Here is a 16,605-nt window from a genome sequence, read left to right on the forward strand (position 1 = left end):
TAGTCTTATATGATTGTTCTAGAAAAGCCTCTGACGTTATCGTCGGAGGCTTTTTTGTTTTTCTGAGGATTATTAATTTTGAGGTCTGCTGTTAGCTCTTAAGTTATATAAACCCCAGCTTCTATAATTTTTTATAAATTACGCCCATAAAGTTATATTTTTAAGGCTGTTGTTATGTTTACGACCAATCAAACCTTTCAAGGTACCCTTGCATCGATATCATCGAGCTTTTTATTCGCGATGATGTTTCTATTCGGGCTTTTTATGCTGCCCTTAACTGGCACACAAGTAGCGTCATGGCGTGTGTTGATGATGCTGTTGAGTCTGATGTTACTAGTCAGTTTTACCAAGCAGTGGCAGCATGTGTTTGACTATATAAAGACGCTCAAGACGATCAAAGAATGGTTAATATTTATATTACCTGCACCGATTTTGGGTGGACAGATTTGGCTGTTTATGTGGGCACCGGTGAACGGCTTTGGTTTGGATGTCACTTTGGGCTACTTTCTGTTGCCGCTAGTGATGATAGTACTGGGTCGGTTTTTTTACCATGAGTATATGAGCGTATTACAGTGGGCGGCAGCACTATTTGCAGCGATGGGTATCGGCTATGATATATTCCAATATGGGTCAATATCTTGGGTGACGCTGTTTGTGTGCTTGGGTTATCCGCCATACTATCTGCTGCGGCGTACACTGTCTGTGCCACCAGTGACGGGTCTGCTGTTTGATTTGACACTGCTCACGCCAGTGGTACTCACCATGCTATATTTTAGTGGTGGCTTTAGTGTGGCAACACAAGACATGAAATTTTGGTATCTATTGCCATTGCTTGGTGCTTTTAGTGCGCTTGCGATGTCGTTGACAATGATTGCTAGTAGTAAGCTGCCCGTGTCATTATTTGGGGCATTAAGCTATGTAGAGCCTATGCTGCTATTTGTGTTATCTATTACCGTTCTCAGTCAGAGTCTTGAGGAGGGCGGTTCTCTCTTTATGTACGGCATGATTACGCTTGCGCTACTGGTTATGATGGCGGATAGTGCGACAGGCTATATGGTTCGTCGCCGTGATGATCATTTGCATGGTTATAGAGAACCGCAGATAGGGGGCTTTCCTCCACGGCGTCATTTTATCAATCAGCGTATCGATGGCGTGCTAACAGCCCATCGTTTTCGTAAGAAACGCCGCTACCAAAAAAAGATGAATAAGATACAGCAAAAAATAGAGAAACTTGATTTAAAATAATTAGTTAGGTGCATTTAATTTACTCAATGAAGAAGTTGAGTCAATAGGTGAACACTGGCATTGCTTATCTGTTTTGACTTTGACATAATGCCCGCCATGATGTAAGCACGATACATTCAAAGCGTTCAACTTAGATTGCGCGACGACCTTATTTGCAAAAGCCTCAGACGTTCTCGTCTGAGGCTTTTGTTTTTTTTAAAAATTGCCAAGGATGTGCACCAATCGTTAAAGGCCGCTGCCATGATGACTACTAACCAAACCTCGCAGGGTACAATCACTGCCGTGGCTGCAAATTTTTTGTATTCACTACTGTTCTTATTTGGCTTACTACTGCAACCATTATCAGGTACACAGGTTGCGTCGTGGCGCGTGCTGACGATGTTTTTTAGTTTGGTATTGCTAGTCACTTTGCTAAAGCAGTGGCAGCATATTTTTGATTATCTAAAAACCCTAAAAAACGCGAAAGAGTGGTTTTTATTCATACTACCCACACCGATTTTGGGCGCGCAAATTTGGATATTCATGTGGGCACCCGTTAATGGCTTGGGGCTGGAAGTAACGTTAGGCTACTTCTTATATCCGATGATTATGATTGTGGTTGGTCGGTTTTTTTATAATGAAGACATGAGCCTACTCCAGTGGGTTGCCATCGGATGCGCAGGCTTTGGTATTGCTTATGATATATTCCAATACGGTGCTATTTCTTGGGCGACGTTGTTTGTCTGCTTGGGTTACCCGCCGTATTATCTACTGCGTCGCTATCTAGCCGTACCGCCCATCACTGGTCTCATATCGGATCTTGTGTTGTTGTTACCAGTCGTATTGGTTGCGCTGTATATGAATGGTGGCTTTGAAGTCGCGATAACCAACCATAAACTGTGGTATCTGTTGCCTTTACTTGGCATTATTAGTACCGCTGCCATGTCATTGACAATGATAGCGAGTCGAAAGCTCCCCGTCTCACTGTTTGGCACTTTATGCTACCTTGAGCCGATATTCTTGTTTATATTTTCCATTGCTATTTTGGATCATAATGTCGAAGAAGGCTCGATGCTGATGTACAGCATGATTTTTGTCGCATTGCTTATTATGATTGCGGATAGTGCACTTGGTTATATGGCACGCAAACGTGACGACCGCTTACATGGCTACAATGAGCCGCAAGTGGGCAGCTTTCCACCGCGCCGTCGTCTAAAAAATCGCCGTATTAAAGGCGTATTAGCCGCGCATAGATTTCGTAAAATTAAAAAGTATCAGCAAAAAATAGATAAGATGACACGCAAAATCGAAGCATTGCATTTAAAGTAAATATTGCTAGTGGGCGTAGGTTGAGTCTGACTTGGCGGGCTATATCTTTTGGCATAACGCGATACAGTTTCTGTGTCAAAGATGAGGTAATTACGCTATTATCAAGAGCAGTGCTGCCAGACTTAGATAAATGCAGCACACCCTATATAAAATATTACTGCTCATTCACACTATAACTAGGATGGTTTATGTTGCATCTTCATCATTTAGCAAACTCACGCTCGTTTCGTATTTTATGGCTGTTAGAAGAGTTAAACATCGATTATAACTTGACGAGCTACGAGCGCACTAAAGCATATCGCGCGCCAGAAAGCCTAAAAAAAGTACACCCACTTGGCAACGTGCCAATACTAGAGGTGAACGATCGCGCGCTGATTGAGTCAGGATTTATCATTGAGTATCTACTCAAACATTATGATAAAGAGCAGCAGTTTAAACCTACTGATGACAATGAAGCAGCATGGGAAGCTTATACTTTTTGGTTACACTTTGCTGAATCATCGCTGATGCCACTGCTAGTCATGCGTTTGGTATTCACCAAAGTGGTTCAACAGTCCCCAATGCTGATCAGGCCCATTAGTAAAAAAATACAGGGTCAAGTCGAAAAAAACATGATCAGCAGCGGTCTAGAAAAAATGCTGTATATGATCGAGCAGCGCTTGCAAGATAATCATTGGTTTGCAGGCAGTGAGTTCAGTGCGGCCGATATCCAGATGCACCTTGCGATTGCTGGGGCCAATGCGGGTGCAGGATTGGACAGCCGCAAATATGCCAATATTCTGAACTGGCTAAAACGATGTGAAGAGCGTGATGCCTTTAAACGTGCAGAAGCCAAAGGCGGTCGTTTGCAGTTTTAGACGAGCTATATTTAATCAATGATAAATAACTAATTTGATAGTAAAATGAAAGGTTTTGTTTATTTATAGACAAAACCTTTTTTAGGATTACAAATGACAGATTCGAATAAATTAAATACCCAAAAGATTGATGCAGACATCGCTGCTGACTCTCAAATTGACAGAGCCACTGTTAATAGCCAGCAAGTCTCTATCAAATCTTGGTCGCAGAAAATTTTGGTTGTAATACTATGCGCAGCGAGCTTTTATGGTGGTTGGAAGTCTTATGAGTCCAACATGGTCAATGAATGTACGGCCAATGGTGGGCAGATGGTTGAAGCACAAAAAACCATGATGTGCCAATTATCATAGTGAATAAGTATCATATGTAAGAGAGGTAATCTATGTTGAGGCTGACTTTTTTGGGAACCTCTGCCGGTGTGCCGACCAAACAGCGTAATGTGACCGCACTAGCGATTGAATGTCTGAATACGCATGGTGTTCAGCCGAATGGTCAATCACGGGCTGCCAATCACAATAATCAGAACAAAAAGTCGCGTCCATGGGTGTTGATAGATTGCGGTGAAGGTACGCAGCAGCAACTATTACATACCAAACTTTCTTTGCATCAACTAGCTGCTATTTGCATCACTCATGTGCATGGCGATCATTGCTATGGCCTGCCAGGTCTATTAGCGAGTGCTGCGATGTCAGGACGCCGTGAGACACTGACGATTATCGCGCCACAAGCAATTGCTACTCTGCTTGAGGCTTATACGATAACCACTGAGCTATATCTACCGTTTGCTCTCAATTTTGTAGCAATTGAAGAGGTGTTATCTGAGCAAGGTAACACCAATAAGGTTAATATTCGCTTGAGCGACCAGCATCAGCTTGATATCGATATCACGCTGCTATCACATCGGGTTGCTTCTCATGCATTTGGTATCACGCAGACTATCCATCATCGTACGCTTGATACGGATAAACTGCTAGCGCAAGGTATTCCTGCAAGCGCACTGTGGGGTAAATTGCAACAAGGTGAAGACGTCATCACTGAAGACGGTCAGCAGTTATGTGCAGATGATTATATCAATGATGAGGTATCACGAACGCGAGTGGTGGTGGCTGGTGATAACGATACGCCAGTGTGTCTTACTGCGGCGTTGTTTGACACGGATTTATTGGTGCACGAAGCGACGTATACACATGAAGTACTGACTAAGATTCAAGCCAAAAATCCAGAGTTTGATCCGATGCATAGCAGTGCGCAATTGGTAGGTGATTTTGCAGAGAAAAGTGGTGTAAATAATCTAATATTGACGCACTTTAGCGCCCGTTATCAAGGTTTTGATAATCCTAATAGCAAGACGCCAAATATGGCATACATTCGTTTGGATGCTGAGAGCGTTTACAAAGGTAATCTTTGGTTAGCTGCAGATTTCGACCAATATATGGCCGATGGCGCAGTTGACTTGGCAAGTAATCAAAAGAACAGTCAAGAGAAGAACCGCGTGCAGTATATAGGCTCTGCACGCAGTGATTAGACATGGCTTAGCGTTAGATATGGCTTAGCGCTTACCGTCTGCAATTTCCAATTGCGTTATACCGCTCCAGTATCGACTGAACTGGTAAGCAACTCGTCCTGAGCGACCACCACGTTCAGAGGCCCAACGTAGCGCATCCTTTTTGATCTTGTCAGGCATGGTCTGACTTTCCAAAGCATTCTTAGCATCACTATCCATATCAGCTGAGATTTTCTGCTGCTCTAAATTCAGATAATGCTGAACGATATGCAGATAAGTCTGCTGATCCATGGGGTGGAAAGTGAGTGATAAACCGAATCTATCTGACAATGACACGGTCTCATCAATGGCCTCATAAGGATTGACTTCATCCGTCTGACCATTGTAGATATTAACATTGTCTTTCATCATTTGTGGTAGCAGGCGACGGCGATTACTGGTGGCATAGACCAGTAGTTTGTCTTGCTCAGAGTCTAGCGAGCCATCAAGCACGCTCTTTAGCGTACGATAGCTTTCATCTTGACCATCAAATGCGAGATCATCACAGTATACGATGTAGCGGCAATTAGAATCTGCTGGTAGGGCATTAATGGCAGCGCGAATCTTATCTAATATTTGCAGATCATCGCGAGCAACTTCGATAATACGCAAGCCTTCACTATGATGGGCTTGAAGCAAGGCACGAATCAATGATGATTTACCGGCACCGCGTGTCCCCGACATTAAGACGTGATTGGCAGGATAACCTTTAATAAACTGACGGGTGTTCTGTACCAGTTTAGACTTTTGCGTATCGATACCATGCAAGTCATCTAAGCTCAAAAACAAGTTGACCGATAAAGGCTCTAAATTACCAGTGCGTCCACCAACCCAGCGATAAGCAAGTTGGTTCGGATCGATTTCAATAGTCGGTGTGACCTGCTCTTTTAAGTACTGACTGAGTAAGTCTAATAACGGTTGAGGTAGGGCATAAGTAGGCTGATTAGAGGGCGAGGTTGGGATTATTGGTTGTGACATAGTGGCTCTAGTAATTAAGGTTGTCTTTAATACCATACCCAAAAATATCATTAACGTGGCTAAACTTTTGGCGCCTACTGAGCGTAGTATTAGGGTGTGTCATCAATTAGCACATTAATACATTTAGTGGCCTTAAAATGGCTAAATTTTGCTAAACATCGTCAGTAATTTTGTCAATATGTTCATATTAACGGCAATTTCTTCCTTGTTTATCTACAATTTTTCTCATTTTAAGTCTCACAATCTAATTGATAACACGCCCTAGTCAAAATTATTCGCGCTATTATTATTTTTGGAAATGATACGAACGGGAGGCAGTCATCTCACTCTATTATGAGAAAAAATACCATGAAAAATAATGCCAGTAATCTGTCTATTAAGCAAGCGTTGCAGGTGCAAGCTCAGCAGATATTGCCCATTATTACGCAGGAATTAGTCGCACAACATTTTAGTGAGATAGTACATCAGCGTATTGCTCAGCAAAGCACAGAACAAACGCAAGATGAGCACGCGCAAGTTGTCAAAACACAAGATATCAAAACGCAAAATATCGAAAATACTTACTATCAAGGCTTAACGCGTGCACAACATCCACAGTTTGGTCAAGTCATGATTAAATGGCAGTTGAGTGCTGATGCTTATCCCATCTCTCCCGATTTAACTCATGAAGCAGACATTTTAGCTGCTGTAAATGCTTCATTAAAAATAAAAAATAAAGCTATCGCACCGCCACTATTGGCTCATCATTGTGTAAGCGTTCAAATACTAGAGCAGCCTCACAAGCTGATAGTCGTCGTTATGCCTCATTACTCTAATGGTAGCTTGGCAGGACAGTTGAGTGATCGAAATCAGCACTCATTGACGATGCAACAAAAGCATTATTTTTTAGTGCAATCAGCACACTTGATAGTTAATTTGCATGAGGCTAGCTGGCTACACAATGATATTAAACCTAGCAATATTTTGTTAGATTATTTTTTCGATGATGCTTTGCTAGATAGTGCGGATACTAGCAGCTTAATGCCTAATTTATTATTGACTGATTTTGCCTTGGCAGAGAGGTTTAACGATCTAAAAGAAGGAAGTCCTGCTGGTACACCCGCGTATCTCGCACCTGAGCGTTGGCAAGGACAGAGTGCAACGGTGCAAAGTGACATCTATGCGTTTGGCATTATGATGGTTGAGATACTAACAGGCACGCGTCCGTTTCAGGTAAGTGCTAACAGCAATGATAAATTAAAAGCGTGGGCGATTCAGCATTGCCAACAACCTATTCCAAAATTGCTATTAGAATATAGTCACTATCAATGTATTGTCGATAAGGCATTGGCGAAGCGGGTAGAGAGACGGTATCAAGATTTGGATAAGGTGTTGATAGATTTAAGGTTATTAGGCAACAGCTAAGTTTATGATTTTATTTTCAAAAAGTGATTGTTTGTAGTATTCACATGTTACCCAGTCGTTGTTTTTTATGTTTGAATGGATATTCAGGCTCATTTTAAGCTCAGTCACTATAAGCTAATTTGAGTTCCCGTATTTCATTACAATATTTCATTACAATACAGTGAGAATATCATGGCTAAAGTACTTATCATTACCGGTGATTTTGTTGAAGACTATGAAAACATGGTGCCGTTCCAAGCGCTACTAGCGATGGGGCATGAGGTTGATGCGGTCTGCCCAGATAAAGTGGCAGGTGATAGTATTGCTACCTCAATACACGATTTTGAAGGTGACCAAACTTATACCGAAAAACGCGGTCATAATTTTGTCCTTAATGCATCTTTTGCCGATATCAATGTCGCAGATTACGATGCTCTGTATTTACCAGGTGGACGTGCGCCAGAATACTTGCGTTTGAATGTTAAGGTCATTGCAATGATTCAGCATTTCGCAAATACTGATAAACCGATTGCGTCGGTTTGCCATGGACCACAAATGCTGACGGCTGCTGGCGTATTGAAGGGTAAAAAAGTATCTGCTTATCCTGCGTGTCAGCCAGAAATAGAAATGGCTGGAGCCGAATATGTCAAGTTACCTATGGATGGCGCTATTACCGATGGCCAACTGGTAACAGCTCCTGCATGGCCCGCCCACCCAGCTATGCTGAAGCAATTTGTTGCCTTGCTATAAGCTTAAATTAGTATCGAGAGAGGATATATGTGCCAACTTTTTATTAGTGCTGACGACAGCTTGTGGAGCTCTAAAACCAAATCACTTCGAATTCAGGGAGTTGTTACCTCAATTCGTTTAGAAGTGTTTTTTTGGGATATATTAGAAGAGTTGTCATTTCGTGATCAAATGACGGTTAATCAGCTGATCACTAAGCTATACCTAGAATCTCTCGATGCTGATCATGATATTGGTAATTTCACCTCTTTTTTGAGAGTCTGTTGTTCTCGTTATTTATCCTTAATAGCCGATGGCGACCTTTCTCGCGAAACAAGATTACCTTTAGAAAAAGTCGATGCAAAAAATATCATTCAACGTGAAACCCTCCGCAAAAATCAACGTAGTGCCTTATTCAATGATAGTGAGAAAAATCCTTCTGTTCATTAGGGTATATCCTCAATTCAAACGATAGTCATCTAACTGGTCTAAAAATAGCCAAATTTTGCTAAATAGCTGGCCAATATCTCGATATCATCAACACTGTTTTTCTCGTTTGACGACAATTCATCTTATTTCCATCTTCATTTCTAAAATGAGGACACACCCTAGTTATGCCTATAGCAAGTGCATAATCATATAGTCATTCCACTACAAAAGTATTATTGATAGGGCATTGGCGAAGCGTGTAGAGAGGAAATGTCAGAGTACGATGGATGTATTAACTGCCTCGAATAGTATAATTTATTTTTTAACAGTCTTTAACAATACTTAACAGTATTGATACTTTGAAGGTTTTTCAGAGTCGGATAATGAAGTATCGATTCTTTATTAACTCTCATTGTTAGCCTGTTTTTTTTAATTATATAGTCAGTTCAATACAAAAAGTAGTTATCAAGACGAGGACGAAATTTTTGTCAATTTTGTCTGCATAGACACAGCCTGAAATGAAAACTTAACTCGGTCGCGTGTCATATAAAATGCATCTATTTTATTTAGAATTGACTATACCAATCAAGAGTATGTTGATTATAAACAAAGGAGTTTTATATGAAAGCAGCACGTTTTTATGATAAAGGTGATATTCGTATTGAAGATATTCCAGAGCCTACAGTAGAACCAGGCACAGTTGGTATTGATGTCGCATGGTGTGGTATTTGTGGTACTGATTTGCATGAGTTTATGGAAGGTCCTATCTTTATTCCACCGTGTGGTCATCCTCATCCTATTTCAGGCGAGTCGGCACCCATTACGATGGGGCATGAGTTCTCAGGGGTTGTGTATGCCGTTGGTGAGGGTATTGATGATATTGAAGTCGGTCAGCATGTAGTGGTCGAACCATATATCATCTCTAATGATGTACCAACAGGCCCTGGTGACGATTATCACTTATCAAAAGATATGAACTTTATTGGTTTGGGTGGTCGTGGTGGTGGTTTGTCTGAAAAAATTGCTGTGAAACGCCGCTGGGTACATCCTATCGCCAATAATATTCCATTAGATCAAGCTGCTTTGATTGAGCCGTTGGCTGTTGGCTATCACGCGTATATGCGTAGTGGTGCTAAAGCAGGTGATGTGGCATTGGTTGGTGGCGGTGGCCCTATTGGTCTATTATTATCTGCGGTGCTAAAAGCCAAAGGTATCACTGTAATTCTGACGGAGCTAAGTGCTAAGCGTAAAGAGAAAGCCAAAGAAAGCGGGGTTGCTGATTATATATTAGACCCTACAGAAATTGATTTGAAAAAAGAAGTCATGAGCATCACTGATAATCGCGGTGTAGATGTGGCCTTTGAATGTACTAGTGTGAATAAGGTGTTGGATTCGTTGGTTGAGCTGAGTAAACCGACTGGTGTGGTCGTGATTGTTTCTATTTGGAGCCACCCAGCTACTATAAACGTACATAGTGTGGTGATGAAAGAGCTTGATGTACGTGGCACGATTGGCTACGTGAACAATCATAAAGATACGATCCAACTGGTTGAGGATGGCTTGGTTAATCTTGAGCCATTTATTACTCAGCGCATCGCTTTAGATGATCTGATATCCAAAGGCTTTGAGACACTGATTCATAACAATGAATCAGCAGTAAAAATCATCGTCAATCCAAATCTATAATCGTTGTATATCGCCAGTGAGTCAGTACTATATCTTTGATATGATCCCCGCTAATTAGCGGGGATTTTTTATACAAACTCCAGACGTAAAAAAACCTGCTAAAAGCAGGCTTTGATATTTGGTCTAAGATGTACTATCCGAAAATGGTGGGGCTGGAGAGACTCGAACTCTCACACCTTGCGGCGCCAGAACCTAAATCTGGTGCGTCTACCAATTCCGCCACAGCCCCATTTTCGTTACTCTATCATTATTAACGTTTAAACTCAAACACAACGTAGATAGTTAACTGATTCGGTAGTGCGTCTCAGTGGTTGGCTATTATATAGAGTTTGAATAGTTTGGCAACCCCTATTTGCAATTATTTTTAATTATTTAACGATTTTTTTGTCAATATTTCATAAATATTTGATATTAATAGGGTTTTTTATCGAGTTTTTTACGTCTTTAATCACTATTTCTTTGCACTTCTGATGCAGTGATATCTAATTGCTGCAATTTACGCGTCAAGGTATTGCGTCCCCAACCGAGTAAGTTGGCAGCGGCTATCTTTTTACCACCGCTATGGTTGAGTGCGGCTGTCAGTAGAACACGTTCGAACTCAGGTGTCGCTGTCTGCAAAATATCCGTTTCTCCGGTTTGCAGAGACTGTGTTGCCCAAACAGCCAGCGCTTGCTGCCAACTTGTAATATTAGAGACAAGCTGACTTTGTTGAATAGGATTTTGATTGTCTGTGCCAGCACTATATAAATCTTGTTCTAGATGGGGCTCTAGATTAGAAGGTATGTTTTCGAGCAGCTCTGGTGGCAAGTCCTCCGCCATGACGGTGTCGCCAGTCGCCATCACGGTCAACCATAGGCAGACATTTTCAAGCTGACGCACGTTACCACGCCACTCAAAAGACTGCATAATCTGTACAGCCATCGGATGTAGCTGTTTCGGTGCAGTATCCATTTGATCGGCAGCGCGCTTCATAAAGTAGGTCGCTAGCGCAGGGATGTCTTCGCGTCGTGTCCGTAGTGGCGGGAGTGGTAAGCGAATCACGTTAAGGCGATAAAATAAATCCTCGCGGAATTTACCTTGTTTGACCAGCTCTTCTAAATTCTGGTGCGTGGCAGCAATGATGCGCACATTGACTTTGACGGGTTGCTGACCACCCACACGATAAAACTCGCCATTGGCAAGTACGCGTAGCAGCCGTGTTTGAGTGCTAAATGGCATGTCACCGATTTCGTCTAAGAATAATGTCCCGCCATCTGCCTGTTCGAAACGCCCTGGTCGAGTCGTCGTCGCACCAGTAAATGCGCCTTTTGCATGACCGAATAGCTCAGACTCAATCAAATCATGCGGAATGGCTGCCATATTGAGTGCAATAAAAGGCTGCTGGTGACGCGGTGAGTGCTGATGTAGCGCACTGGCGACCAACTCTTTCCCTGTCCCTGATTCCCCCGTGATTAAGACTGTTATCGGGGAGTGCGCCAATCTGCCAATGGCACGAAATACTGTCTGCATGGCTTGTGATTGACCAATAATGCCACTGGGGTTGTGATTCGCACTAGTATCTACTTTAACGTCAGTTTTATGTTTGACAACTTTATTGACTTTGCTGACCGTATTGGTTTTATTGATAGACTTGGATTTGTTATCAGACTTTGTATTAGTATCCGCTATGATGTCAGCTGTTACTTTCGTGTCAGAAGTATTAGATTTCGTTGCCTGACGCTCTACCACCAGATTAGGTTGATAGTTAATCGCTTTATAAATCGTGGCAACGGCATCATCTAAGTCGAATGGTTTGGGTAGATATTCAAACGCCCCTGTTTGATAGCTATTAATAGCAGAGGTGAGATCAGAGTGAGCAGTCATAATCACAATAGGCAGCTTAGGAAAGTGCTGATGTACCCAATCACTAAAAGACAAGCCATCCATCATTGGCATACGAATATCAGTCAATATCACATCGGGTAACTGCGTGACCGACTCAGTTTCTTGCAAGATATCATTAAGGCGTCCCCATGCTGCTTGCGCTTGGGTAAAGCTAATAACCGTAAGCCCTGCATCCTCAAAAGTATCTGCTAACACCATTCTCAATGCGGCATCATCGTCGATGAGCCATAAAGTCGCAGGGCTATCATCAGGGGCATTATTGACCGTCACTTTGATGGCTTGGTCAGTGGGGGTTTGATCGTTTGCCGTTTGAGTATCGCTTTTAGGTTTATGTTTGTCGCTATATTCAGTCATGTATGAGGCCTAATGAGCAATGGGTTGGTTCAGGATGGTAATGTCGTATTTGTGATGTAACTGTTCTAAATAATATCCGTTTTTTGCACTGTGATTGTTGATCAATGAAACGGCAGATATAGTGTAAAGCGTGTCTGCTGCTGACCTTGTACTTGTGTGGAGCTGACATCAATCATACCACGATGATGGCTGATGATATCTTGCACAATAGATAATCCTAGACCAGTCCCTGCAGCACGGCTAGTCACCATTGGGAAAAATATTTGTCCGATCAATGCTGGATCAATCCCTGAGCCGTTATCGGTAATGTTTACTTGTAAGACTTGCTTGTGTTGATGTCCAATAATGGTGTGTTGAAAGGCGACTCGCGTTTGGATATGTAGGGTTGGCTGGTAATCTATATGGCAGTCAATGTCAGTCTCTGAATCTATCGATTGCAATTTTTTGGCTTCCGAGAGCTCTTGCTGTTGTAGCGTTTGTTCAAACTCAGTCATGGACTCACAGGCATTATTAATCAGGTTTAAAAATACTTGAATTAATTGGTCTTTATCAGCGCATAGCTCAGGCAACGATAAATCATAATCTCGCTGTAGCGTTAATTGTGGGTATTGATTGATTACTAAAGACAAGACATGCTCTAGGGGCTCATGGATATTCAGTATTTGCCAGTTTGGCAGTTGATTAGATCCGAGGAACTGTCCTACCAGATGTGTTAAGCGATCCGTCTCTGAGATAATGATATCGGTATAGCCACGTAGTTTCTCAGTGGTCTTCTGTAGGTCGTCATTGTGGTTCGAACCAGAGTTTTTGCTACTCATAGCGGTTGAAGCACTGCCATTAAGATTGGCATCATCGCTGAATTTGATAAATTTTCGTTGTAATAGTTGTGCAGCACCGCGAATGCCAGCCAGCGGGTTTTTTATCTCATGGGCGACTGACCGTAGCATATGACGGGCCACACCATATTGTTGCTGTTGACGTTGCTCTTCTGAGATACGGCTTTGGCGATCTTTGCCCCACATCTCGATGATAAAATACGTCTTCTGCTCGTAGATGAGTGGCGTCACGCTATAGTCGACGGAAAACGATAAATTGCCATTCAATTGCGTATTTATGATGTGATCATGATCAATGAATGGTTGCTGATACTGTTTCGCTAGCTCAAACCTTTCGGCTAAAGAGCAGTTTTGTTCATAGACTTCATCGTTATTGATGCTAGGGCTGTCTTTTGGTTTTAACTCTTCGGGCGAGAGTAATGCCAATATAGGTTGATTGAGCAGTCTGCCACTGCTGATAGCCAGTAGTTGTTCAGCTTGAGCATTTAGCCAAGTAATAGAGAGCTCTTCATTGACCCACAAGATAGCTGTGAACAAATGCTGTGATATGAATGCCAAATCAGGTGTCGATTTTGCGGTTGTCAAATGGGTTGTCATGGGTCGGCGCCTACAAAAAAATACTCAATATAATATTTAACCATAAATCAACACTATAGAGCGGCAAAACTGGCGATTTTTGCAAAAAAAACGTACAATGCGCACAGCCACTTTATCTCTAGCAAGGTTAGCCATGCCCAAAACTTCTACCGAGTCGGTCAATCCGACTATTACCACCTCACCGTCAGCTTCTATCGCTCCAAAAGACACTGCCACTATTTTTAATCCTGCCAAGCCCAATATAGTGCAAGATAGTCAGGCAGATGTCAGTCAAACAGATACTAAACAACCTTACCATCATAAAGCCAATCATAACCAAAACCGTAGTGTCGCCCAAAGCAGTGATGTAACGACTGCCAATGCGACTGCTACGATGCCAGTTAGTGCAGCGCCAAAAATTGGTTTTGTGTCATTAGGTTGTCCAAAAGCCTTGGTGGATAGCGAGCGTATCATCACCGAATTGAGCCGTGATGGTTATCAAGTAGCCAGCGACTATGAAGGTGCGGATCTGGTCGTGGTCAATACTTGCGGTTTTATTGAATCAGCGGTACAAGAGTCGCTTGATGCAATCGGTGAAGCTATTAGCAAAAACGGCAAGGTCATCGTGACGGGCTGCTTGGGTAAAGAAGCGGATAAAATCCGTGCAATGCACCCAGCTGTACTTGCCGTGACGGGCGCGCATGCCTATGATGAAGTCATTACGGCAGTTGCCCAGCACGTGCCCAAGCCAAACCGTAGTAAGGATGCAAACTACGATCCTAAAATAGATTTGATTAATGAGGCGGGTATCAAATTGACCCCAAGCCATTATGCTTATCTAAAAATATCTGAAGGCTGTAACCACCGTTGTACTTTCTGTATTATTCCAAGCTTACGTGGCGATTTGGACTCACGTCCGATTGACAACGTCATGAATGAAGCACTGGCGCTGAAAAATGCTGGCGTGAAAGAGTTGTTAATTATCTCGCAAGACACTTCCGCTTATGGGCTGGATCTTAAATATAAGACCAGTTTTTGGAACGGTATGCCGCTGAAGTCGAAGTTCTATGACTTATGCAAAGCGTTGAATGACTTGGGTATTTGGGTACGCTTGCATTATGTCTACCCATATCCGCATGTAGATAAAGTCGTTGAATTAATGGGCGAAAAGAAACTCTTGCCTTATTTAGACATTCCTTTTCAGCATGCCAGTCATCGCATCCTAAAAGCAATGAAACGTCCAGCACATAGTGAAAACACCTTAGCTCGTATCAAAGCATGGCGTGAGATTTGCCCTGATATAGTTATTCGCTCAACCTTCGTTGTTGGCTTCCCTGGTGAGACGGAAGAAGATTTCCAATGCTTGCTTGATTGGCTGGTTGAAGCTCGTCTTGATCGCGTTGGTGCCTTTACCTATTCAGAAGTTGAAGGTGCTGTGGCCAATGATTTGCCAGATCACATACCTGAAGACGTTAAAAAATCTCGTTACGAGCGTTTGATGACGCTACAACAAGATATCTCAGCACAAAAACTACAAGAAAAAATCGGCAAAACCTTGATGGTATTGGTCGATGAGATTGACAGTGAAGAAGGTATTGCGATTTGCCGTAGCTATGCGGATGCGCCTGAAATTGATGGTCACGTCTACGTTGACGACATCACTGCACAAGTCAAAGTAGGGCAGTTCTTAACCGTCACTATTGACGACGCCAGTGAGTATGATTTGTTTGGTAGCTACAAAGGCTAAAAACCTTACACTATAGACAAGTGAAAATTGCCCCACAAAGGGCAGTTTTTGCTACAATTAGCGCAATTTAGCCTTTTGGCATGCTTATCATCAAGTATGTCGGTGTCGTCAAGACCAAAGGCAAACTCCATTTGTATTTTACCGATAACTTTAATTATAATTTAATGATAACAAGGTGATCTCATGTCTGACAAAAACCCGCGTTACTCTCGTATTTTGCTAAAACTCTCTGGCGAAGCTTTAGCTGGTGGCAAAGACATGGGTATTGATACCGAAGTGCTTGATAAAATGAGCTTATCTATTGCCCATTTGCGTGGCCTTGGCGTCCAAGTTGGTATCGTGGTCGGTGGTGGTAACTTATATCGCGGTGCCCAATTACAAAAAGAAGGGTTGGTTGGCCGCGTTACAGGCGATCAGATGGGCATGCTAGCGACGGTTATGAATGGTTTGGCGATGCGTGATGCCCTTGAGCGCCGCAATATTAAAACGCGCTTGATGTCAGCACTTCCTATTGGTGAAGTAACCGAAAGCTATAGCAGCCGTAACGCCATTCGTTATCTGAAAAACGGTGATGTTTGCATTTTTGTAGCGGGTACAGGCAATCCATTCTTCACTACTGATACCGCTGCTTGCTTGCGTGGTATCGAAATCGAAGCGGGCTTGATTTTAAAAGCGACCAAAGTTGACGGTGTGTATGACAAAGACCCAAGCTTACATGCTGATGCAGTCAAGTACGATGGTTTAACGTTTGACGAAGTGCTAGAGCAAAAGCTTGGCGTCATGGATTTAACCGCTATTGCCTTGTGCCGTGAGCACAACGTACCGCTACAAGTTTTCGATATGACCAAGCCTAATGCATTGTTAAATGTCATTATGGGTGAAAATGAAGGCACACGTGTTTACCACTAATCTGCTTTGATATGCCCAGCACTAATATCACAACGTAAATAATTAAAGTTACGTCCGTCGCTGATAATCAATACTAATGATTAATAGTGACTGACATAACTTACAACAATGAATGATTTATCGATAGCGATAAATAAGGACAC

The 16,605-nt window shown here is 42.4% G+C and carries 14 protein-coding genes and 1 tRNA gene; 11 read left to right on the top strand and 4 right to left on the bottom strand.

Annotated elements, in window-relative coordinates; translation table 11 throughout:
- Positions 1–174 precede the first annotated feature (174 nt).
- The 5 genes from rarD (AAEY75_RS03235) to AAEY75_RS03255 all read left to right on the top strand — a co-directional run bounded on the left by rarD (AAEY75_RS03235) (position 175) and on the right by AAEY75_RS03255 (position 4,936).
- On the top strand, positions 175–1,245 hold the full coding sequence (gene rarD, locus AAEY75_RS03235) for an EamA family transporter RarD (protein WP_197218389.1): 1,071 nt from the start codon (positions 175–177) through the stop codon (positions 1,243–1,245).
- Between the two features lie 240 nt (positions 1,246–1,485).
- On the top strand, positions 1,486–2,553 hold the full coding sequence (gene rarD / locus AAEY75_RS03240; protein ID WP_197218390.1) for an EamA family transporter RarD: 1,068 nt from the start codon (positions 1,486–1,488) through the stop codon (positions 2,551–2,553).
- Between the two features lie 188 nt (positions 2,554–2,741).
- Positions 2,742–3,410 carry a glutathione S-transferase gene (locus AAEY75_RS03245; protein WP_197218392.1) on the top strand — a complete coding sequence of 223 codons (669 nt, stop codon included), beginning with the start codon at positions 2,742–2,744 and terminating at the stop codon, positions 3,408–3,410.
- A gap of 93 nt (positions 3,411–3,503) precedes the next feature.
- Complete coding sequence (locus AAEY75_RS03250) at positions 3,504–3,761, top strand: hypothetical protein (RefSeq protein ID WP_352258376.1); 258 nt, start codon at positions 3,504–3,506, stop codon at positions 3,759–3,761.
- Positions 3,762–3,811: 50 nt separating this feature from the next.
- Positions 3,812–4,936, top strand: coding sequence for a ribonuclease Z (locus AAEY75_RS03255; protein ID WP_502944362.1), 1,125 nt, complete (start codon positions 3,812–3,814; stop codon positions 4,934–4,936).
- Positions 4,937–4,960: 24 nt separating this feature from the next.
- On the opposite strand, the gene AAEY75_RS03260 is transcribed toward AAEY75_RS03255, so the two are convergent.
- Positions 4,961–5,932 (bottom strand): ATP-binding protein, encoded by a 972-nt coding sequence (locus AAEY75_RS03260; protein WP_197100741.1) that lies wholly within the window; start codon positions 5,930–5,932, stop codon positions 4,961–4,963.
- A 348-nt stretch (positions 5,933–6,280) separates the two neighbouring features.
- On the opposite strand from AAEY75_RS03260, the gene AAEY75_RS03265 reads away from it, so the two are divergent.
- The 4 genes from AAEY75_RS03265 (at position 6,281) to AAEY75_RS03280 (ending at position 10,156) form a co-directional block, all read left to right on the top strand.
- Positions 6,281–7,336, top strand: a complete 1,056-nt coding sequence (locus AAEY75_RS03265) for a serine/threonine protein kinase (protein WP_352258380.1) — start codon at positions 6,281–6,283, stop codon at positions 7,334–7,336.
- A 168-nt stretch (positions 7,337–7,504) separates the two neighbouring features.
- Entirely contained in the window at positions 7,505–8,065 is a 561-nt protein-coding gene (locus AAEY75_RS03270) for a DJ-1/PfpI family protein (RefSeq protein WP_352258621.1), read from the top strand.
- Between the two features lie 27 nt (positions 8,066–8,092).
- Positions 8,093–8,491: a ribbon-helix-helix domain-containing protein gene (locus tag AAEY75_RS03275; RefSeq protein ID WP_194196956.1), complete on the top strand. Its 399-nt coding sequence runs from the start codon at positions 8,093–8,095 to the stop codon at positions 8,489–8,491.
- Between the two features lie 600 nt (positions 8,492–9,091).
- Positions 9,092–10,156, top strand: coding sequence for a 2,3-butanediol dehydrogenase (locus tag AAEY75_RS03280; RefSeq protein WP_197218402.1), 1,065 nt, complete (start codon positions 9,092–9,094; stop codon positions 10,154–10,156).
- Positions 10,157–10,300: 144 nt separating this feature from the next.
- Here AAEY75_RS03280 and AAEY75_RS03285 read toward each other — a convergent pair.
- The 3 genes from AAEY75_RS03285 to AAEY75_RS03295 all read right to left on the bottom strand — a co-directional run bounded on the left by AAEY75_RS03285 (position 10,301) and on the right by AAEY75_RS03295 (position 13,827).
- Positions 10,301–10,385, bottom strand: a tRNA-Leu gene (locus AAEY75_RS03285).
- Positions 10,386–10,600: 215 nt separating this feature from the next.
- Positions 10,601–12,394, bottom strand: coding sequence for a sigma 54-interacting transcriptional regulator (locus tag AAEY75_RS03290; protein ID WP_197218403.1), 1,794 nt, complete (start codon positions 12,392–12,394; stop codon positions 10,601–10,603).
- A 101-nt stretch (positions 12,395–12,495) separates the two neighbouring features.
- Entirely contained in the window at positions 12,496–13,827 is a 1,332-nt protein-coding gene (locus tag AAEY75_RS03295) for a two-component system sensor histidine kinase NtrB (protein ID WP_197218404.1), read from the bottom strand.
- Positions 13,828–13,960: 133 nt separating this feature from the next.
- On the opposite strand from AAEY75_RS03295, the gene rimO reads away from it, so the two are divergent.
- A complete protein-coding gene (rimO, locus tag AAEY75_RS03300) occupies positions 13,961–15,553 on the top strand; it encodes a 30S ribosomal protein S12 methylthiotransferase RimO (RefSeq protein ID WP_197218405.1) in 1,593 nt (530 codons plus the stop codon).
- 183 nt (positions 15,554–15,736) lie between these two features.
- The gene (pyrH, locus tag AAEY75_RS03305; RefSeq protein WP_110922359.1) at positions 15,737–16,462 is read left to right on the top strand and encodes a UMP kinase; all 726 of its coding nucleotides are present in this window, start codon (positions 15,737–15,739) and stop codon (positions 16,460–16,462) included.
- Positions 16,463–16,605: the final 143 nt, after the last annotated feature.

The sequence above is a fragment of the Psychrobacter sp. TB55-MNA-CIBAN-0194 genome (assembly GCF_040309505.1).
GTDB lineage: Bacteria > Pseudomonadota > Gammaproteobacteria > Pseudomonadales > Moraxellaceae > Psychrobacter > Psychrobacter fozii.